The sequence below is a fragment of the Syntrophales bacterium genome (assembly GCA_030655775.1).
In the GTDB taxonomy this organism is placed as follows: Bacteria; Desulfobacterota; Syntrophia; order Syntrophales; family JADFWA01; genus JAUSPI01.
Map to the genome: position 1 here is coordinate 1 of JAUSPI010000267.1, position 21027 is coordinate 21027.

General features: G+C 44.2%; 21 protein-coding genes, 2 tRNA genes and 1 other RNA gene. 11 read left to right on the forward strand and 13 right to left on the reverse strand.

Annotated elements, in window-relative coordinates; translation table 11 throughout:
* Nucleotides 1-167: 167 nt before the first annotated feature.
* From recR to tadA, 7 genes are all read right to left on the reverse strand, one after another.
* Entirely contained in the window at nt 168-767 is a 600-nt protein-coding gene (gene recR / locus Q7J27_14825) for a recombination mediator RecR (protein ID MDO9530415.1), read from the reverse strand.
* Between the two features lie 14 nt (nt 768-781).
* Nucleotides 782-1096, reverse strand: a complete 315-nt coding sequence (locus Q7J27_14830; protein ID MDO9530416.1) for a YbaB/EbfC family nucleoid-associated protein — start codon at nt 1094-1096, stop codon at nt 782-784.
* A gap of 132 nt (nt 1097-1228) precedes the next feature.
* Nucleotides 1229-2893, reverse strand: a complete 1665-nt coding sequence (dnaX, locus tag Q7J27_14835) for a DNA polymerase III subunit gamma/tau (GenBank protein MDO9530417.1) — start codon at nt 2891-2893, stop codon at nt 1229-1231.
* A gap of 38 nt (nt 2894-2931) precedes the next feature.
* An RNA gene (gene ffs, locus Q7J27_14840) (signal recognition particle sRNA small type) lies at nt 2932-3029 on the reverse strand.
* 286 nt (nt 3030-3315) lie between these two features.
* Nucleotides 3316-3410, reverse strand: a tRNA-Ser gene (locus tag Q7J27_14845).
* A gap of 299 nt (nt 3411-3709) precedes the next feature.
* Nucleotides 3710-3803: transfer RNA gene (locus Q7J27_14850), tRNA-Ser, on the reverse strand.
* Between the two features lie 77 nt (nt 3804-3880).
* Nucleotides 3881-4351: a tRNA adenosine(34) deaminase TadA gene (gene tadA / locus Q7J27_14855; GenBank protein ID MDO9530418.1), complete on the reverse strand. Its 471-nt coding sequence runs from the start codon at nt 4349-4351 to the stop codon at nt 3881-3883.
* A 128-nt stretch (nt 4352-4479) separates the two neighbouring features.
* On the opposite strand from tadA, the gene Q7J27_14860 reads away from it, so the two are divergent.
* Both Q7J27_14860 and Q7J27_14865 read left to right on the forward strand, forming a co-directional pair.
* Entirely contained in the window at nt 4480-5052 is a 573-nt protein-coding gene (locus Q7J27_14860; protein ID MDO9530419.1) for an energy transducer TonB, read from the forward strand.
* A gap of 55 nt (nt 5053-5107) precedes the next feature.
* The gene (locus Q7J27_14865) at nt 5108-6328 is read left to right on the forward strand and encodes an MFS transporter (protein ID MDO9530420.1); all 1221 of its coding nucleotides are present in this window, start codon (nt 5108-5110) and stop codon (nt 6326-6328) included.
* 448 nt (nt 6329-6776) lie between these two features.
* On the opposite strand, the gene Q7J27_14870 is transcribed toward Q7J27_14865, so the two are convergent.
* The 5 genes from Q7J27_14870 to Q7J27_14890 all read right to left on the reverse strand — a co-directional run bounded on the left by Q7J27_14870 (nt 6777) and on the right by Q7J27_14890 (nt 9974).
* A complete protein-coding gene (locus Q7J27_14870) occupies nt 6777-7100 on the reverse strand; it encodes a hypothetical protein (protein MDO9530421.1) in 324 nt (107 codons plus the stop codon).
* 159 nt (nt 7101-7259) lie between these two features.
* A complete protein-coding gene (locus Q7J27_14875) occupies nt 7260-7805 on the reverse strand; it encodes a 2-oxoacid:acceptor oxidoreductase family protein (GenBank protein ID MDO9530422.1) in 546 nt (181 codons plus the stop codon).
* A gap of 3 nt (nt 7806-7808) precedes the next feature.
* Entirely contained in the window at nt 7809-8612 is an 804-nt protein-coding gene (locus Q7J27_14880) for a 2-oxoacid:ferredoxin oxidoreductase subunit beta (GenBank protein ID MDO9530423.1), read from the reverse strand.
* A gap of 3 nt (nt 8613-8615) precedes the next feature.
* Nucleotides 8616-9764: a 2-oxoacid:acceptor oxidoreductase subunit alpha gene (locus tag Q7J27_14885; protein MDO9530424.1), complete on the reverse strand. Its 1149-nt coding sequence runs from the start codon at nt 9762-9764 to the stop codon at nt 8616-8618.
* 12 nt (nt 9765-9776) lie between these two features.
* A complete protein-coding gene (locus Q7J27_14890) occupies nt 9777-9974 on the reverse strand; it encodes a 4Fe-4S binding protein (protein MDO9530425.1) in 198 nt (65 codons plus the stop codon).
* Between the two features lie 131 nt (nt 9975-10105).
* Between Q7J27_14890 and Q7J27_14895 the strand changes: the two genes are divergently transcribed.
* Nucleotides 10106-11110 carry a hypothetical protein gene (locus tag Q7J27_14895; GenBank protein ID MDO9530426.1) on the forward strand — a complete coding sequence of 335 codons (1005 nt, stop codon included), beginning with the start codon at nt 10106-10108 and terminating at the stop codon, nt 11108-11110.
* 101 nt (nt 11111-11211) lie between these two features.
* Here the strand turns inward: Q7J27_14895 and def are convergent, their stop codons facing one another.
* The gene (gene def / locus Q7J27_14900; protein MDO9530427.1) at nt 11212-11775 is read right to left on the reverse strand and encodes a peptide deformylase; all 564 of its coding nucleotides are present in this window, start codon (nt 11773-11775) and stop codon (nt 11212-11214) included.
* A 315-nt stretch (nt 11776-12090) separates the two neighbouring features.
* Between def and Q7J27_14905 the strand changes: the two genes are divergently transcribed.
* The 8 genes from Q7J27_14905 to prmC all read left to right on the forward strand — a co-directional run bounded on the left by Q7J27_14905 (nt 12091) and on the right by prmC (nt 20969).
* Entirely contained in the window at nt 12091-13356 is a 1266-nt protein-coding gene (locus Q7J27_14905) for a coproporphyrinogen III oxidase family protein (protein ID MDO9530428.1), read from the forward strand.
* Nucleotides 13357-13529: 173 nt separating this feature from the next.
* A complete protein-coding gene (gene selA / locus Q7J27_14910; protein MDO9530429.1) occupies nt 13530-14945 on the forward strand; it encodes an L-seryl-tRNA(Sec) selenium transferase in 1416 nt (471 codons plus the stop codon).
* Nucleotides 14945-15931, forward strand: a complete 987-nt coding sequence (locus Q7J27_14915; GenBank protein ID MDO9530430.1) for an RluA family pseudouridine synthase — start codon at nt 14945-14947, stop codon at nt 15929-15931. The genes selA and Q7J27_14915 overlap by 1 nt, the downstream gene beginning before the upstream one ends.
* 75 nt (nt 15932-16006) lie before the next feature.
* The gene (gene pgeF / locus Q7J27_14920; protein MDO9530431.1) at nt 16007-16810 is read left to right on the forward strand and encodes a peptidoglycan editing factor PgeF; all 804 of its coding nucleotides are present in this window, start codon (nt 16007-16009) and stop codon (nt 16808-16810) included.
* Between the two features lie 422 nt (nt 16811-17232).
* Nucleotides 17233-18480, forward strand: a complete 1248-nt coding sequence (gene rho / locus Q7J27_14925; protein ID MDO9530432.1) for a transcription termination factor Rho — start codon at nt 17233-17235, stop codon at nt 18478-18480.
* 49 nt (nt 18481-18529) lie between these two features.
* Nucleotides 18530-18745 carry a 50S ribosomal protein L31 gene (gene rpmE, locus Q7J27_14930; GenBank protein MDO9530433.1) on the forward strand — a complete coding sequence of 72 codons (216 nt, stop codon included), beginning with the start codon at nt 18530-18532 and terminating at the stop codon, nt 18743-18745.
* 98 nt (nt 18746-18843) lie between these two features.
* Nucleotides 18844-19914 (forward strand): peptide chain release factor 1, encoded by a 1071-nt coding sequence (prfA, locus tag Q7J27_14935; protein MDO9530434.1) that lies wholly within the window; start codon nt 18844-18846, stop codon nt 19912-19914.
* 203 nt (nt 19915-20117) lie between these two features.
* On the forward strand, nt 20118-20969 hold the full coding sequence (gene prmC / locus Q7J27_14940; GenBank protein MDO9530435.1) for a peptide chain release factor N(5)-glutamine methyltransferase: 852 nt from the start codon (nt 20118-20120) through the stop codon (nt 20967-20969).
* Nucleotides 20970-21027: the final 58 nt, after the last annotated feature.

Sequence of the window (21027 nt, forward strand, 5' to 3'; positions counted from 1 at the left end):
AAGTGCCTAAAGTTAAAAAATGCGCTTTCAGCGCAGCCTGTTTCGAATTTGACCGCGCCGAAGGCGTGTACATTAACTTTAGCTCACTTTAGGCACTTCAAACTTTAGGCACTTTTGGGGTTGCGGCTTTGCCCCCTTTAGGGATATACCCTGTTTACCCTCTAACCTTACATCCCTCGACGGAATTCAATAGCCTTTGCCAGTGTCATCTTGTCCATATATTTTAGGTCTCCACCTACCGGTACACCAAGGGCAATCCTGGTCACTTCTATTCCTTTATCCCTGACAAGTTTAGTGACGAGCAGTGCTGTCGATTCACCCTGAACGCTTGGATTGGTTGCTAAAATAATCTCCTTAACCTTATCGTTCGATACCCTCTCTAAAAGTTCCCTCAGTTTCAGTTGGTCAGGTCCGATCCCGTCAAGCGGCGACAAAATTCCATGAAGGACATGGTACGTGCCACTGAAGCTGCCGCTCTCTTCTATTGCCATCAGTGAATTCGGTTCCTCTACCACACATATTATTTTTCTATCCCTTGTGGTATCTTTACATATTTCACAAAGGTTTCCTTCTGACAGATTGAAGCAGACGGAACAGAACCGGATTTTCTCCTTGACTTCAATAATGCTTTGAGCAAGCCTTCTCGCATCATCATCAGAGGCACGAAGGATAAATGTAGCCAATCTCGTTGCAGTCTTCTCCCCTATTCCGGGAAACCTGCTGAGTTCACCAATCAGACGTCTTATTGGAGGAGCATAGCCTCTCATTGTGAAAAGCTCCTCTACATCAAACCCGGGATATTAAGACCACCCGTTATCTTTGACATCTCTGCGGAAACCATTTCCTGGGCCCTGCGTATCCCCTCATTTACGGCCGCTACAACCAAATCTTGAAGCATCTCTATATCTTCTGGATCAACAATATCTTTTTCAACTTTCAGTGACACCAGTTCATACTTTCCGTTAACAACGGCGGTTACCATTCCTCCTCCGGCTGTCACTTCAACAGTTCTGGATTCCATCTCTTCCTGAAGACGTGCAATCTTAGCCTGCATCTTCTGGGCCTGCTTCATTATATTTCCAAAATTCTGTGCCAATATACCTACCTCCTGAAATCTTAATTATTATTATATAAAGTGTTGCCTTGTTCCAACACTAATGCTTGCCCCATTTTTAACGCTGCGACGTTGAATCCTATGAACTATTAACACGCCCGGTACCGCCCGTAATCAATGATTACCTCTCGGAATAACTTCTTTCACCTCGGCACCCTCAAATACATCCAGAACCTTTTGCAACAGCGGCTGGTTCAGAGCTTCCTTCTTTATATCGTCGCCGCTGTTATTCCGGGCTCGGGCAAACCCATTTCCACTCATGTGGCTGCTGTCTTCCGGATCTGGTTCAACCGACTCGATTTTTACAACTACATCCTCCCGGAAAAAATCCTTCGATATCTCAGTCAGACGATCCTTTTGAATTTTCTCATTTATATAATCGAGAAAAACATATCCGCGTGGAAACCCTATACGTAAACACCCGTTTTCATACCCTAAAAATTTTCCCGGCTCAATTTTGGACCAGAGAGGAAAGCCCTTCTTCTTTACAAGGCTCTTAAAGTCTTCCCAGAGATTCTCAAGATTCATTTCTTCTTTGATTTCGTATCCCGCGCGACCCTTTTCAGATTCAGACAATTTCTCAAAAACGTTCAAAGGTTTCTGAGAGGATTTTATGGAAAGTTCTTCTCCCGAAGACAGCTTTCTCTCAAGGTTTTCCATCTTCCCCAATATCTCATCAACCGGTACCATCGGTTCAAGATAGGCCATCTTCGCAAGAACAAGTTCAATATTCAATCGCGGATTAATACTCCTTCTGATATCTTCTTCTTCACCAATAAGGACATCCAACAGGCGCTGAAGGGTCTCCCTGGAAACGCCCTCTACCTGTTCTTTCAACTTATCAATCTCACTTCCACCCAGACCGACAAGGGAAACATCACCCCCTAATATCTTTGTCAAAAGTAAATTCCTGAAATGACCCATGAGTACCTGGTAAAAGTATTTCATGTCCAGGCCTGAGTAATACCCTTCATCAATCATCTTCAAACATGCACCTGCGTTTCTCTCAAAAACTGCCGCAGAAAGATCAAAGAGAAGACCTCTGTCGGTTAAACCCAGAAGTTCTTTTATGTCACCGTCCTTAATATCGGTACCGGCATAGGATATTACCTGATCAAATATACTCTGGGCATCCCGCATGCTACCATCCCCGCCCTCGGCAATCCAGTCAAGACCGGTTTCACTTATAGTTATGTTTTCCAGGCTCGCAATATGGCGCAATTTATCAATGATAAGCTTTTGGGGTATCCTTTTGAAGTCGAAACGCTGACATCTTGAAAGTATAGTGGCAGGAACTTTGTGGGTTTCGGTTGTGGCAAATATAAAAATCACATGGGATGGAGGTTCTTCAAGGGTTTTAAGGAGCGCGTTAAATGCCTCCTTTGTCAACATATGTACTTCATCGATTATATAAATCTTGTAGCGTGAAGATGCCGGAGAAAATTTTACATTTTCTCGCAGTTCCCTTATCTCATCTATTCCCCTGTTTGACGCCCCGTCAATCTCGTAAACGTCCAGAGACGTTCCATCGGTTATCTCCCTGCAATTGGTGCATTCATTACAGGGAGTTTCTATGGGACCTTTCCCGCAATTCAGGGCCTTGGCCAGGATGCGTGCTACGGATGTCTTCCCGACACCTCTGGGACCACTGAAAATAAAGGCATGTGCGACACGGCTGCGACTAATGGCGTTCTGGAGAGTTTTCACCACATGATCCTGCCCCACAACATCCTCAAAAACCTGAGGTCTCCATTTTCGGGCGATGACAAGATATTCCATGAACTATTCCTAATAAGGCAAGCTGAGCGATAATAAATGATAGCCAGGTTACCCGCGGCACACGTTGGTAATTGCTGCCGCTGCTTCCTTCCGGACCTGACGGGGTTCACAACCCTCCGTTGCACGGAACCCGGCTATCAAATCAAGATTGCAAATAAGACACAGGGTTGCTGTGAGAGCTTTGCAAAACTGCAATTCTGGTCATTGCGAGGAGCTTTAGCGACGCGGCAATCTTACGAATTATCAATATGTTGCGAGATTGCTTCGCTTTGCTCGCAATGACAATATTGGTATTATGCAAAGCTCTCGCTGTATTTGACAGGGCTAAAGCCCTGTGCTACAAGCTGACCCCTGATCCCTGTAGACCTTGAAAAACTGAAAAATATGGCTTTTCAAAGCTTTCCCCTGAATGAGCCAATATCTGGCGGAGAGAGGGGGATTCGAACCCCCGGTACACCTTTGTGGGCATACACACGATTTCCAGTCGTGCTCCTTAAGCCAGCTCGGACATCTCTCCATAAGGCGGCAAAGCCGCAACTAAAAAGGTTCAAAAAAGTGCCTAAAGTTTGAAGTGCCTAAAGTGAACTAAAGTTGATGCACTCGTAAAAAGTCAGTTTTTGTCACCCTGAATTTATTTCAGGGTCTCGAACTTACTGAAATAATTAGATGCTGAAACAAGTGAGATCCTGAACCAAGTTCAGGATGACAAATGGTGCAGTTTACGACTTTTTACGAACTTGTCAAAGTTAACTGATCAAAATCTTTAACTTTAGGCACTTAAGCAACTTTAGCTCACTTCACACTCTCAACTCTTAATGGCGGAGAGGGTGGGATTCGAACCCACGTGAGAGCTTTTGGCCCTCCAATCGATTTCGAGTCGACCCCGTTATGACCACTTCGGTACCTCTCCACTTATTAAAGATCAAAATGAAAGGTGACTCTCCCCGCCTACAGAGCGGGGCTTGCGGGTGCACTCCCGGTCAAACGTTACAAAGTGAGCGGTTTTACCCTCTTTTCACGAAAAAATCTACTCAAAATCTCGGCACACTCATCCTTCAGAATGCCACCTGTTATCTTTACGGAATGATTGAGTCTTTTATCGTCAAGGATGCCATAAAGAGAAATCACCCCCCCATTTTGGGGATCATCTGTGCCAAATACAACCCTCGAAATCCTTGCCTGTATTATAGCTCCGGCACACATAACACATGGCTCAAGAGTTACGTAAAGTGTTGTCCCGGCAAGGCGATAATTTCCGATCTTACCCCCGGCTTTGCGGATAGCCACAATCTCCGCATGAGCAGAGGGATCATTCATCACGATGGAGCTGTTGTGCGCCTTAGCGAGTATATCATCTCCCCGGGTGATTACAGCACCGACAGGAACCTCTCCGGCTGCATACGCTGCCCTTGCCTCTTCGAGCGCAAGCCTGATGAACCCTTCATCGTTGTTTTTCATTTAGAAGAATAAAATATCAGTTCTCCCTCTTTGTCAAGTTAAATGATATTTTCAAACAGTATATCTGCTTGATTTTCACCCCCTAATTACACTATATAGACAGGTACCATAAAATAAGAGCTCTGACTATGCTTTCAAAAAAATTAGTGCTTACATTCGTGTCGTTTTCTCTGGCCATACATATCGCCATTCTAACAGCGGTAGGAATAATTGATGGGCGGAGAAATCATCAGATAAGCTTTTTTACAGTCGACTTAAAAGAACAATTGAAAGACGACGAAAGTATAACGAATAAAGAAAGAGAGAGTAATTCGCCCACTGGACATGCAGACACTAAGGATAAGTTTAAGGGAACTATCAACTCTATACGGCATGAAAAAGAAGATACAGTCAATCTCGGGAGGGATACAAAGTACTATTCTTACCTTACGAAATTGAAAGAAAATATAAAGAAGAACTGGCTATATCCCAAACAGGCTTATATCCGGAAGGAAGAGGGAACCACCGTTGTTAAATTCTCCATTGTAGAAGATGGATCCCTCATAGACATTTGCATAATCGCATCTTCCGGATTCAAATCTCTTGACACGGAGGCACTCAATGTTGTCAAATTATGTGCCCCTTACACTCCCCTTCCTAAAAACTTCAATCTGTCAAAACTTAATATAGTGGCAAATTTTCAGTACGGGCTGGCCGATTGAAGTATTGTTAAATCTATCATTTACAGCATGAATGATCTTTTAGAATTTTAAACCCATGAACAACGAGAGAAAAATTATATATTTTACCTGCGTAGGCCACTTCTTTTTTCATTTTTATGAACTGGTATTCCCGGCTTTGGCTATCCCTCTTATGATTTCATTAAAGATGACCCTGCCGGAAGTGCTGAAATTGAGCTTCTTCATGTATCTGTTGATGGGATTGGGTGCACTGCCCTGGGGGATTGTTTCCGATCATTACGGCAATCGCAGGAGTCTGGTAATTTTTTTCATTGGAACAGGTACGGGAGCAATCCTGACCGCCTTTTCAGACTCTGGAACATCGATCATGTTATCCCTCGCTATTATAGGTTTTTTTGCAAGTATTTATCATCCGGCCGGAATGGGCCTGATTTCTCTTGGTACACGAAACAGGGGTATGGCCCTCGGCATCAACGGGGTTGCGGGTAACATAGGGCTTGCTACCGCTCCCTTTGCAGCAGGCTTATTAAATTGGTTGGTTGGATGGCAGATAACGTATTTACTGATCGGACTGTTCAGCATTTTCTGGGGAATTATCCTCTACTTTAAGAAAATTGATGAAACACCGATAACGCACGATAACGAGAACATGACAACCACCGGAGCGAACAATAATTACCTTAAGTACTTCCTGATCTTATGCGTGGTTATGACACTTGCCGGATTAACTTACAGGGCAAACAGTGTAGTTCTGCCCGCTTATCTTGAATTCAAGGCAAGTTTTCTCTGGAAACTTTTCCAAAGTGCGGACATTACCAATATTGAAGGGACAAAGACCATGGCGGCCACACTGCTGGCTTCATCCATTTATGCGGTTGGCGTCTTCGGACAACTTGCCGGCGGAAAACTGGCCGACAAATACGATCTTCGCTGGCTTTATCTGATCTTTCACGGACTGAGTCTGCCATTTCTTATCTTTATGGGTATCTTAAGTGAACAATTCCTGGTGGTCTCTGCCGGATTTTACCTCTTTTTTGCTCTTGGTATGCAGCCAATCGAGAACAGCCTGGTTGCTAAATTTACACCGAACAGATGGAGAAGTACCGGCTACGGGATAAAATTTATCCTCACCTTTGGAGTGGGGTCTACAGCTGTCTATTTAGTCGGCTGGATAAGGGAGTTATGGAGCCTCAACGTAGTCTATTTTTTTTCAGGGGGAATCGTCACACTCATACTGCTTTGCATAACATGCCTTATCTTTTTTTCACGGGGAATAACCTGCAAAAATATTCCCTAAAACCTCAAACAAAACCGTCCTGCAACGTCTTGCACCACTAAACTACTAACAAGTTCGCAAAAAGTCTTTTCGGAGCGAATTCTAGCATTTTGGGAAATAGATGCTGGTAGTGACTGGCGTTAAGAAAATCTAACTGTTTGAGTGCGTTAGCACGAGTTTTAGATTGTAGGATCGGGTTTTACACCCGACCGCAAACGGTGGCATATAAAATGCCACCCTACAGAATTGATTTGTCAATCGATTTATCAATGGTCCCCAAAATGGTTCTGAGCGAAGAAAACTGACCGGAGGCGCATCCCGCAAGGGGGCGCAATATAAAAAAATATATTCCTTACCGGGAAGTCCCGCCCTGTGGGCGGGGAGCTTCACTTTTTACGAATGCATCAACTACTAAACCTTTGAAAAACTGAAAAATAGGGTTTTGAGGGCGAATACGGAATCATTATAATTACATGATTTTATAAATGAGAGAGAGTATTGAGAGAATAATGATAACTGTAAATACCAAAAATATCTTTCTGAAGCTTATAGAACCCAGAACAAAATGGCCGCAGTTTTTACATACCGTTCTTTTCGATTCTATCGGTTTTTTACAATTAGGACAGAGGGCTGTTTTTTCCGTTTCAAGGAGTTTTCTCGCGGAGCTTTTTTTAACTTCCTCTTGGACATCATATCTCCATTCACAATCAAATGTCGGACATTTCCCTTTAAGTGACATATTGTCCGACCAGACAAAACTTCTCAGGCATTCAGGACATTCAATTTTTAACATGAAGCTTCTCCCTCACTTTTCTCTTTTTTGATGGCTCCCAAATTATATGGAGGACAATCAAGCTTCAGAGGCTTTTCAAAAATTTCGCTGCAACCACTGTGGCCACAGTTGATTTGCATGTTACAGAGTTATGGAGTTCAAGTAAATAAGACCCCTGGTTTAACGGTCAAGATTTTTCACCAACTTCACACCCAACTCCAGGGCTTCTTTACTTGCACTAAAAAAATCAACAGGGATTCTTCTCTCAAGTACTTTTCTGATCGATTCTGGCTTAATCAACTGGGTAAGATGAATCAAGGCGCCAATCATGCAAATATTAAGGACAATTGGCGTTCCTATCTTATCCATCACTTCTTCATACATATCAAGTTCTACCTGTCTTGCATCAACTTTTTTTTCCTGCTTGATATAATGACTATCAGTCAATAAAAGACCACCGGGCCTTATAAAACCAGAGAATTTGTTATATGCTTCCTGAGACAGACACGCAAGGACATTTGGCTGGATAACCTTGGGAAAGAGAATGTCTGAATCTGCGATGATGACGTCAGAACGGCAGCTCCCTCCTCTGGCCTCCGGACCATACGACTGGGACTGTACCGCATTTAAACCCTCATATAGAACTGCTGCTTCAGCAAGTATTATCGCTGCTGTTATTATACCCTGTCCCCCTGAGCCAGCGAAAATAATCCTGCATCTTTCCATAACTTACCTTTCTTTATGCGCCTTTTCTATAATCTTATCATATTCAGAACAATACTCCGGCCGCTCTTCCTGAATAAATATCCCCCTTTCAATCAGTTCCGGGTATTTCTTTTTCATCTTGCTGCCTATCGGGGTTGTATGTGTTCTGTAATACTTAAGCATATTAACTGCACTGGCAAATTCGTTCTTTCTGCCGAAATAGACGGGGCATTGGGATATGATCTCTACGACTGAAAACCCCTTATGCGCAATGGCTTTTTCCAGAATCTCTATTGTCGAGGTTACATGGTAGGTCGTTGTCCTGGCTACAAACGAAGCACCGGCACCCAGGGCAAGCTTAACGATATCAAATGATTGATCTATATTGCCATAAGGGGCGGTAGCCGAAAAGTTGCCATACCCGGTTGTCGGCGAATACTGGCCACCTGTCATGCCGTAGACACTATTGTTCATGATAATGGCGGTGATGTCAATATTACGCCTTGCCGCATGAATAAGGTGATTGCCGCCGATTGCGAGGGCATCGCCATCACCCATGGGAACGATTAATGTAAGCTCCGGCCTGCTGAGCTTGACACCCGTTGCAAAAGCAAGGGCTCTTCCGTGCAGCGTATGCAGGGTATGAAAATCGAGATATCCGCAGATCCGGGAGGAACATCCGATTCCCGAAACGAGCACAATGTCATTTTTCTTTATCCCTGTACTTTCTATTGCCCGGATCATGCAGTTCATTATAGTACCGTGACCGCAGCCTGGACACCAGATATGAGGAAAGAACCTTTCCCTTATGTAATCTTTCACTGCCATCGATCAGGATCCCTTCCCCTGGATGATTCTCAGGATGTTCAGAACATCCGTCGGGGTAATGAAGCTTCCGTTGATCTGGTTAGCAAGAAATACTTTGTCAGGATTATCCGAAGCCTTTTTCACCTCATGAAGGATCTGACCCATATTCATCTCGACCACAATAACGTAATCAGCAGTGGCACACCTTCTCTTGACGGCATCGACAGGAAATGGCCAGAGGGTCTGTAGTTCCAGCAGTCCAAGCTTTTCACCTCTTGCCCTCCTGTTTCTCACGACATGAAGGGCTGTCCTGGCAGATGACCCATAAGAGATCAGGAGATAGTCTGCATCGTCAACAAAGAATTCCTTTATCCTGGTGATTTCTTCCGTATGACCCTGTATCTTGTCTACCAGATGGTGCATTAATCCATATACGATCTTCGGATTGGTGGACGGGAACCCCCACATGTCATGCATCAACCCGGTAACATTAAACCGATGGATACCACCAAAATCAGACATTGGAAGCCGACCGTCTTCCCTCGGAAGATAAGGGTGATAGTCAGTTCCTCCTTTTACGGATGTCTTCAGTCTTTCCACCACATTGATCTCTCCTTGCTCCGGCATTATTAACCTTTCCCTGGTATGGGCAACAACTTCATCAAAAAGTAAAATAACCGGGGTTCTGAAGGTCTCAGAGAGGTTGAAAGCCTCGACGGTCATGGCAAACACATCTTGATTATTCGACGCTGTCAGGGTAATGATGGCATGTTCTCCGTGTGTTCCCCACCGCGCCTGCATGACATCTCCCTGGCTCCCACTGGTGGGAAGACCTGTGGAAGGGCCTCCCCTCTGAACATTTACTACGACACAGGGGGTTTCGGTCATCACAGCAAAACCGATTGCTTCCTGTTTCAGGGAAAAACCCGGCCCACTGGTCGCCGTCATGACCTTTTTCCCGGTAAGAGAGGCCCCGATTATAGCGCACATGGAGGAAATCTCATCTTCCATCTGGATAAACTTCCCCCCATTCTGTGGAAGCCGATAAGAGAGTAATTCTGCGATCTCCGTCGAAGGAGTAATTGGATACCCTGCAAAAAAGTCAAGACCTGCATAAAGGGCTCCCTCAACACAGGCTTCGTTGCCCTGAACAAAAAGGATATTTTTTTTCATCTGTCAAACACCTTATTTTAGTTCTATTGCAAGATCAGGACAGCGAAGCTCACACATCTTACAGCCGGTGCACTTTTCCGGATAGGCAAGCGTAGCCTTTTCCATGTCATCCATGGCCAATGCATGTTCCGGACAGAACTCCACACAGATTCTGCATCCCTTGCACCACTCCCTGTTGATAACAGGCATCTTTTCCCCCTTCTCAGTCATCGGAATGATTATCTATGTATTTGACGTACTTGTCAACTGTTTAGCTCAGATTACGTGCTTCTAACAAGGAAAAAAAGTGACGTTGAAAGTTGATAAATATAATGTATCATAGTGAAAGGAGGTTTGATCAAATGAACTCAAGAAATATTCGGGTAATTCACTACGGGCTGGGGCCCATAGGTGCTGAAACAGCAAGGTTGGTATTGAAAAAACCACATATGGAGATAGTGGGGGCAGTCGATATATCAAAGGATATGGCGGGCAAGGATCTGGGAAATATCCTGGATCTGGAACGGGAATTAGGAATAGTTGTGACTGACAACGGAAGGCAACTGCTATCCGGGGTTAAGGCGGACGTTGTCATCCACACAACAGGATCACGCATAAAAAACATATTCTCACAACTGATTCAAATCGTGGATACTGGAATTAATGTAGTCTCTTCTGCTGAAGAGTTGTTATTTCCATTATCTGAAAACGCTGAACTGGCCAATGAACTTAACCTGAAAGCGATTGAAAATGGCGTGACTGTCCTCGGTACCGGTGTGAATCCTGGATTTGTCATGGATTCCCTTCCCCTTTTTATGACAGCAGTTTGTCAGGATGTGAAAAAAATTCATGTCGAAAGGGTTGTTGATGCCGCCACGCGCAGGCATCCGCTACAGAAGAAGATCGGGGCCGGAATGACTCTTGAAGTCTTTCGGGCAAAAATAGATGAAAAATCACTTGGGCATGTCGGACTTCTGGAATCTTTCTACTTTATCGCCGATCGGCTGCGTCTCTCTATCGATGAAGTTAAGGAAACTGTAGACCCTGTTATGGCCGACAGTCCTGTAAAAACCGATTATTTTGATTTGAAAACTGGTGACATCACCGGGGTAAAACATATCGTCGAGGGAATAAACGACGGCGAAAAGGTAATTACGCTCGATCTGAAAATGTATATAGGGGCAGACGATCCGCACGATTCCATTTCTATTGTAGGGATTCCCAATCTTAATTTGAGAATCGCCGGCGGCATTGCGGGAGATCAGGCCACTGCGGCTATCTTAGTAAATTCCATCCCCGCAGTTATTGAAGCAGCACCGGGGCTTACTACTGTGAAAGATCTTCCGGCACCATATTTTTACCGGTAAGACGTTACCGTTTGGATTGTTGGTATGTTGAACCTCTGCCCCGACCGGGAGCGCACCCGCAAGCCTCGCCCTATAGGCGGGGAGCTTCACATCACGATTTTTTATCTGTCAAAAAATATTTTTTCGAAGAATTCCTGTTTTTTCTTGGGATAGTACAGTGTTCCATCCTGGTCAACTACAAGTTTCCCGTCAAGATGATCGAGTTCGTGCTGCACGATACGAGCAAGAAAACCGGTGTACCGCTTGCTTATCTTCTTCCCGTGAATATCATAGGCCCTGACCTTTATTTCGGTAAATCTGCTTACCTCAACCTGTACTTCAGGACATGAAAGACACCCCTCGGTTCCTTTCGCCATTTCTCCCCGGCTCTGGGTAATACGGGGGTTAATTAGAACATCATAGTCATCTTCGCTTCTGATCGGGGTCTTCTCATCAAGTCCCCTCGTCCTGAAGGCAACAATTCTTTTACTTATCCCGATCTGCGGAGCAGCAAGACCGAAGGCATCGTCCCTTTCGAGAAAGGCATTGACAAGCGTTTCTATATCTTTTTTGCCTTCATCATCAAACGGAATGGGAATTTCATCTGACGGGTTTGTTAAAAGCCTTGCTTCTTCATCATTGATCTTTTCGTCTTTCCATAATGTCCAGATTTTAGTATTTTGCATAAATTTCTTTCCTCATAAAATTAAACGCTACTATCTGAAAGCTTTGAAAAAATGGTTTTTCAATGCTCCTGTCTGCGTACGGACACGGACACGCACAGGCAAGCAGAACATTTTTTCGCCCTCAAAACCATATTTTTCAATTTTTCAAAGGTCTATATCATTTGATATTTATTTTTACCACCATTGCGTTTCTGTTTCAAGAAAATCGCAACCTCTTATATAGATATCGAATCTATAGATTCTTGATAATTTTATTCATGTCTGTTAGTGTCTTGCAGGTTTTAATAGAAAAATCGTTATGTAGATTCAAGGAAGATGATAGATTTGATAGGTGAATTGATAACTAAGAAGGCCCGGCGGGAATTCGCAAGGACATTAAACTTTAGCAAAGAAGAAAAACCTGCTATTCCTCCGTGTGACTCAAAACAGATTCGCCTTCTTTATGCTCACATTCCATTTTGCGAGAAGCTTTGCCCCTACTGTTCCTTTAACCGTGTCGTCTTTGAGAAAACTCTCTGCCGTAATTATTTTGATGCCCTCAGAAGAGAAGTGCTGCTCTACAAAGAAAACGGTTATGATTTTGACGGGCTGTACGTAGGCGGAGGGACGCCTACCATCCTGATGGATGAGCTGGAGGAGACGCTTAAACTGATCAGGGATTGTTTTAAAATTCGAGAAATTTCTGTAGAGACCAATCCAAATCACCTGACGGAAATAAATATTAAATCTTTGAAGCGGGCTGGTGTAAACCGCCTATCCGTGGGCGTACAGAGTTTTGACGACGGTCTCTTGAAGGCAATGGATCGATACGGCAAATATGGAAGCGGCGAGGCGATTGCTGAACAATTGTACGCTACACTAGGGCACTTTGATACACTGAATGCGGACATGATCTTCAATTTTTCTTCCCAGACACCTGAAATGCTGAACAGAGACCTCGATATCCTTGTCGAAATGGAAATTGATCAAGTCACGTACTATCCGTTGATGGTTTCCGATTCCACACGAAAGACTATCACAACAAATCTCGGTCGAGTAAACTACCATAAGGAAAAGCGATTTTACCATCAGATCGTGGAGCGGCTGACCAGGCACTATCGTCTGTCATCGGCCTGGTGTTTCTCCAGGAAAGATTCAATGATCGACGAATATATTGTGAACTATGATGAGTATGCGGGTCTCGGGAGCGGTTCTATCGGGTATTTGAACGGCACGTGTTATGCGAATACTTTTAATATCGGGAAATATATTGATCAGGTAAACCGGGGAGAGATTCCCCTTATGGCTTCCCGTCGCTTCACAAAGAAGGAACAGGTGCGCTATGATTTTTTGATGAAACTCTTTGGTATGGAACTTGATACCGCTCCTTTACGGAAAAAGTATGGTGCAGATTTTTATCAGTATATCTGGTATGATATTTTCGCATCGTTTTTAATTGGCGGCCTCCGTTATAGGAGAGGCAGATTTTATCTGACAAACAGGGGCAGGTATTACTGGGTTATCATGATGCGGGAGTTTTTCACTGCGGTGAACAACTTTCGGGATTTTTGCCTTGCCGAGACGACAATAAACAAGGAATGAACTACCCCGCGGCAAACAGAGGGGTATCAAAATGAGTGTTTTATCTTTCCTGTCGCAGCAAGCTGCGGGGAATTAAACCCTACAGATTTCGCATTGTCCTTCAAATGATTAGAGTAATCCGTGTAATCTGCGAAATCTGTGGATTAAAACCACAGAACTGAAGGTAGAGTGCTATGCATAAGGAATCATTGAAAAAACTTCCCAAGATAGATGAGATTATGCTCGTTTTAGAAAAGCGGGGAACACTTGAAAGGGCTCCACGAGATGTTGTGTTATCGACGTGCCGTTCCGTCGTAGGAGATGTAAGGGGGTTGATATTATCAGCGAAAGAGGATGATACCGATATCCTGGTTCCTTCACTTGATGAAGTGGCGGCCACAGTGGCTGAAAAAATAGAAAATATCAGGAGGTACAGTTTCCGTCGAGTGGTAAATGCCACTGGAATCATCTTACACACCAACCTGGGAAGAGCACCTCTCTGCAAAGAAGCTCTTGAGAGGATTTCAGAGGTGAGTTGCGGGTATTCAAATCTGGAGTTTGATCTTGAGAAAGGAAAACGAGGACTCCGATATGACCATGTTCAAAAGATTCTCTGTGAACTCTCGGGAGCAGAAGATGCACTGGTTGTCAACAACAACGCTGCTGCCGTATTGCTTGTTCTGAATACCCTGTCCGAGGGGAAAGAGGCAATCGTATCAAGAGGGGAGCTTATTGAAATCGGCGGGGAGTTCCGTATTCCCGAGGTTATGGAAAAAAGCGGGGCCATATTGAAAGAGGTGGGCACCACGAACAGGACCCATCTTTCAGATTATAATAATGCGGTCAATAAAAATACCGGTCTCATCTTAAAGGTTCACACAAGTAACTTCAAAATCGTCGGTTTCACCGAGGAGATAGGGCTTCCCGCACTGGTAGACATTGGAAAACGTAAAGAGATCCCCGTGATGAATGACCTGGGGAGTGGCTGTTTCGTGGAACTGGACAGGTACGGTTTTGAAAAAGAACCTACCATCCAGGAAGTTTTGAAAACGGGGGTAGATGTGGTGACCTTCAGCGGCGATAAGCTTTTGGGTGGCCCGCAGGCAGGAATTATACTGGGGAGCAAAAATATTTTGGGAAAAATAAAGGGGAACCCGCTCAATCGTGCCCTGAGGATAGATAAATTGACCCTTGCTGCCCTGGAAGCTACGATGAAACAATATCTGAACGGTGAAGGCGCTCTCTCCAATATCAGGATACTCCGCTCGATAACAGAACCCCTGGCCGATGTCGAGAAGAGGGCAGAAAAGCTTCTGACACTCTTGCAGGAGCTGGATAGCGAGGGGGTGGTTCTTACTCTGAAGAAGGGGGCGTCCATGACCGGCGGCGGCGCTCTTCCCACGCAGGAGATTCCTACGATGCTTTTGAGTGTCAAATCGTCCCGTATTTCAGCAAACAGTATGGATGAGCACCTGAGACATTGTGATGTTCCTGTTGTTGTCAGAATATCTGACGATGAGGTTCTTCTGGACTTGAGGACCATTGATGAAGAAGAATTTAAATTTATTGAGACAGGATTGCAAAGCATTTACCTGCCGATTGCGAATTAATGATGTCTAAAGAGCAGGAAAAAATTCAATTCATAGTCGCTGACAGTGAAAATGGAACGAGGGTCGATGTTTTCATCTCCCAGCAGGATGTTTCGCTGTCCCGTTCTCAGATAAAAAGAGTGGCGGATGAGGGGCTGATCCGTGTTAACGATTCCAGGGTCAAGGCAGGTCACAGACTGAAGGAAGGGGATACAGTCGTTCTTTTAAAGCAGGAGGCCAAAACATACGACAACGTACTTCCAGAAAATATTCCTCTCAATATTGTTTATGAAGATGAGTCCCTTCTGGTAGTGGATAAACCAGCCGGCATGGTCGTTCATCCGGCCGCGGGCAATTATCAGGGCACTCTTGTCAATGCCCTTCTCTTTCACTGCAAGGATCTTTCAGGTATAGGAGGTGTCCTTAGGCCCGGGATAGTTCACCGTCTGGATAAAGGCACGTCAGGCCTGATGGTGGTGGCCAAATCGGACGCGGCTCACAGAGGGCTGGCAGAGCAATTCGAAAAACACCTCGTGAAAAAGGTATATAAAGCTCTTGTTTATGGGGATGTAACAGGAGAAGAAGACGTTATTGATTTACCGGTGGGAAGACATCCTTCAGACCGGAAAAAGATGTCAACAAAAAGCAGGAGGGGCAAGGAGGCGATTACGCGCTGGAAAGTGCTTGAACGGTATGGAGTTATTACCCTTCTCGATGTCGCAATTGAGACGGGCAGAACCCACCAGATAAGGGTTCACTTAAACGCTCTGGGTTATCCGGTAATTGGCGATACCGTTTATGGCAGTTCGAAGAGAGTCAATTCCATAAACGATAATCTGCTCCGGACAAGGGTGAAGGCCATTAAGAGGCAGGCCCTGCACTCAGGCATGATTGGGTTTTTGCATCCTATAACTGGGGATTACATGGAATTTTCATCCCCCCTGCCGGACGATATGGACAGCCTCTGTAAGTATTTGAGTGAATATGTTTCCCGGAAGTATGAGTAAGCAGGGACAGTTCCATATAAGGCCGATGAGGGCATCGGTCCCTACTTTGTGCCTTTGGCACTGGATTAGTTACCCATGTTCAACTTTTCTCAAAAGGGCAAAATAAGATATTTAGAATCGCCATTGCTGAAAGAGTTCGATTTCATTACACACGCCTTTTGTACACGGTATGGCGGAGTGAGTGAGGGGATGTTTGCAAATCTCAACTTGAGTTTGCGGGAGGGAGATAATGAGGAGATGGTCTCCCGAAACTGGGAGATACTCGCTTCCTCCTTTGGTCTATCCGTAGAACAGCTTTTTATGGCAAAACAGGTCCATAAAGACGGGATATGTGTTCTCGATGATGACCCAGGCCCAGTTCTGAACGCTAAACGAGCTCCCGATTTCGATGCCATTATTTCGAACAGGCCACATCTGGCAATAGGAATACTGACCGCAGATTGTGTCCCTGTATTGCTGGTGGATATAACAAAGCGGGTAATCGGCGTTGTCCATGCCGGATGGAAGGGGACTTCCCTGAACATCGCGGCAAAGGCAGTTGACACTTTTGTAAGAAGATTTTCCTCCAGCACAACTGACATTATTGCCGTTATCGGCCCGGCGATAGGACGCTGTTGTTATCAGGTTGATGATATAGTTTTTGAAGCAATGAAGGAAGATGGGAACAGGGAATCTTTTTTCGGCAAATGTAACGAAAAGGGAAAGTGGATGTTCGATCTTCCGCTGGCAAACAGGCTCCAGATTCGAAACGCTGGAGTTCCTTCGGAAAACATATCTCTCGTAAATGTTTGTACATCCTGTCGTTATGATGCTTTCTTTTCACACAGGCGGGACAGGGGAAATACCGGACGCCAGTTAAGCTTCATTTTTTTAAGATAGACTGTCTCGATTGTTGCGTCTATGTGAGATTTCGTCTAATATTTTAACGGTCATTTCGAGTACAAAAAAACCTCTTGACATGTGGAAAAGTGTGGTATAGTAGTGTCAGAAATTTTGGAAAGACATATGGAAAGTCCTTCCTTTTTTAAGTTGTTCATAAGCTCAAGTTAGCTGCCTATTACCTAAATCCACGTTTGACAAGTTCACGAAACGCTTACGTCTCTTTCTTTCCCTTTAATGGAAGAAAATTGCGATTAATGAAATCTCATATTAAACATATAGTAACTTTTCCTCACCGGTAAACGTGTAAAATATGACTTCTTTCAAAAACAGCAAGTTTTGTGCTCCAATAAAGTTTGTCTTGAGCTTTTAAGTTGTACTATTAAGATATTACATGAAAAAATTTCAGGAGAACGGTGTTTATGAATGTAGCAGAAATTAAAAAACAACCGATTAGTGAACTTACCGGTCTGGCAAAAGGGCTGAATGTCGTCGGTGTCAGCGGGATGAGGAGGCAGGATTTAATTTTTGCCATTCTACAGGCCCAGGCTGAGAAAAACGGGACAATTTTAGGAGAAGGTGTTCTGGAGACCCTGCCGGATGGTTTCGGTTTTCTCCGAGCGGTTGATTATAATTATCTTCCAAGCCCGGACGATATATATATTTCCCCCTCGCAGATAAGGAGATTTAACCTAAGAACCGGAGATACTGTGTCAGGAGAGGTCAGGCCTCCCAAAAACGGTGAAAAATATTTTGCCCTCCTCAAGGTAAATTCTGTAAACTTCGGCAACCCCGAAGAAATCAGAGACAAGATTCTCTTTGACAATCTCACCCCGCTTTACCCCGAAGAAAAATTAAACCTGGAATGCAATCCTGAAAATTTATCAACAAGGATAATGGATCTTTTTACACCTATAGGAAAAGGACAGAGGGGATTGATAGTATCGCCTCCCAGGGCGGGTAAGACAGTTTTGCTGCAAGATATAGCCAAAAGCATAACGACCAATCATAAAGAAGTGGTCTTGATGGTACTCCTTATTGACGAACGTCCGGAGGAAGTTACGGATATGGAGCGGAATGTGGATGGGGAGGTTATCTCTTCGACCTTTGATGAACCGGCTACGCGGCATGTTCAGGTTGCGGAGATGGTTATTGAGAAGGCGAAGCGTCTGGTTGAGCATAAAAGAGATGTCGTCATTCTTCTCGATAGTATCACCCGACTTGCCAGGGCTTACAATACCGTTGTCCCCCCCAGCGGGAAGGTTTTATCTGGCGGTGTTGATTCCAACGCCCTGCACAAACCGAAGAGGTTTTTTGGTGCCGCCAGGAATATAGAAAACGGCGGCAGTCTGACTATCATTTCAACGGCCCTCATTGATACGGGAAGCAGAATGGATGAAGTTATTTTTGAAGAGTTTAAGGGAACCGGAAACATGGAGCTTCACCTGGATCGCAAGATTGCTGACAGAAGAGTTTTTCCCGCATTTGATCTGATCCGTTCCGGTACGAGAAAAGAGGAGATGTTAATACCAACGGAGAACCTCAACAGAATATGGATACTGAGAAGGTTTCTCCAGGAAATGAACCCTGTAGAGGCTATGGAGTTTATTATCGGAAAAATCAGAAAAACTGAAAACAATCAGGAATTTCTTGATGCAATGAACCAGTAAAAATTAAAACGCTTACAAACTTAAAAAGATATATCGACGGGAGATTATTATGAAGAAAGGTATTCATCCAGAATATGCAGAGGCTACGATAACATGTTTGTGTGGAAATGTTATTCAAACCAAGTCTACCAAGAAGGATGTTAAGGTGGAAATATGTTCCATGTGTCATCCCTTCATGACCGGCAAACAGAAAATCATTGATACTGCAGGTAGGGTGGAAAGGTTTAATAAAAAATACGGGCGCACAGCTGAAAAAACTGCCTGATTCTTTGCACCCCACCTTTCACTTATGCATTTTGTTACGATAATAACACAAACCAAATAAACTTTGTGCCTCTGTGTCTTTGGAACTTGAGTAGTTACATGTTTAAGAAACTTAAAAATATTGAAATAAGGTATGAAAACCTGGAAGAGAAGTTGAGTGATCCTGATATCCTTAGTAACCTTGGAGAATATCAGAAATACGCCAAGGAGCATTCTGGTCTTCGCGATCTTGTGGAAACATTTAGAGAGTATGAGAAAACCAGTTCACAATTAAAAGAAAATGCAGCTCTTCTCTTGGAAAATGATGAAGAGTTAAAAGAAATCATAAAAGAAGAAACTCCTCAACTTAAAGAAAAGCTTTACACCCTTGAAACTAAGCTGAAGACTCTATTGCTTCCCAGAGCTCCCAACGATGACAGGAATGTATTCCTGGAAATACGGTCAGGAACAGGGGGAGATGAGGCGGGGCTTTTCGCTGGAGACCTTTTTCGGATGTATGCAAGGTATGCAGAAATGTGCAGGTGGAAGGTGGATGTGATGAACAGCAGTCCCGCAGGTGGCATGGGTGGTTTTAAAGAAATAGTAATGCTCATCGAGGGGAAAGGGGCTTACAGCAAGCTAAAGTACGAAAGTGGCGTACACCGTGTACAGAGAGTGCCTGTTACAGAGGCTCAGGGACGGATACATACGTCTGCCGTCACGGTCGCGGTTCTTCCTGAAGCAGAAGAGGTGGAGGTTAAAATAGACCCCAAAGATCTGAGAATAGACGTATATCATTCGAGTGGACACGGGGGACAGAGCGTCAATACCACGGATTCTGCTGTTAGAATTACCCATATGCCTACCGGTTTGGTGGTAACATGCCAAGATGAAAAGTCCCAGCATAAAAACAGAGCAAAAGCGATGAAGGTACTCAGGGCAAGGCTTCTGGACAGCTTGATAGAAGAACAGAATGCAGAGATTTCTGAAGCAAGGAAAAGTCAGGTAGGAAGCGGAGATAGAAGTGAACGGATAAGAACCTACAATTTTCCTCAGGGGAGAATCACCGATCACAGGGTAGACCTTACACTCTATAATCTTGAATATGTCCTTAACGGAAACATACAGGAAATAATAGATATCCTGACGACCCATTATCAAACCGAAGTGCTTAAAAAAACTGCTGCTTGAATCGTCCAGCCAACACGTTGTGAGTCTCCCCGCCCACAGGGCGGGGCTTCCCGGTAAGGAAATCGAAGATTCATGAGCGAAGCGAATCATCGGAGATAGTGAGCAGTTGCGAACAATATGTTTGTTTTATATTTCACCCGGTCGATTTACCCGCCATTTGCCGTTCCGAAAACCAATTCGTTTCTGGAATTAAGATGTCATCATTGAATATTCTCAAAATTTTAAATCAGACTACGCTCAACTTTCAAGAGAGTGGATTTAGTTCATCCAGATTAGATGCAGAGGTTCTTTTATCTACTTATTTAAAAACAGATCGATCCGGATTGTACGCTAATTTTGAAAGGTTGATTACCGATGAAGATTTAATCGGATTTTTAAGTTGGGTTGAGAGAAGGCAAAAGGGAGAACCCATCGCCTACATCACCGGCAGGAAAGAGTTTTGGTCTCTTACTTTCGAAGTGAACCCTGAGGTATTGGTACCACGGCCCGAGACGGAGCTCCTTGTGGAAGAGATACTCAAGGTCTGCTCAGAGGTGAAAGATCGGGAGACAGCGATTCTGGAGGTCGGTACTGGAAGCGGGGCGATAAGTGTGGCTGTTGCATCTGATTTTAAAAAGGCACACATTGTTGCCACTGATACATCCATAGAAGCCATCAAAGTGGCCAGAAAAAATGCTGCAACCAACGGCGTTACGGAAAGAATTTCTTTTCTTCACGGCAATTTACTTGAACCTGTTTCAGGAAATTTTGATATAATAGTTTCAAATCCTCCTTACATATCTGAAGAAGAATTTGAGCACCTCCCCGTTGAGGTAAGGATTTTTGAACCGAAGGGGGCACTACTTGCAGGCCCGGATGGAACAGAATTCCATTATGACCTTATAAGGGAAGGGAGTCATTATTTAAACTTTGGTGGCTGGCTCTTTATGGAGATAGGAGCTGGACAAAAGGGTGCAGTTGAAGATATGCTAAGAAAAAATAAAGTTTATGACAGCATAGGTTTCAGGACAGACTATGGTGGAATAGAACGAGTCGCCATGGCAAGGAGAAAGTAAAAAGTCAGAAGACAGAAGACAGGAGGCAGAATTCAGAAGACAGAAGAAAACGGGAATA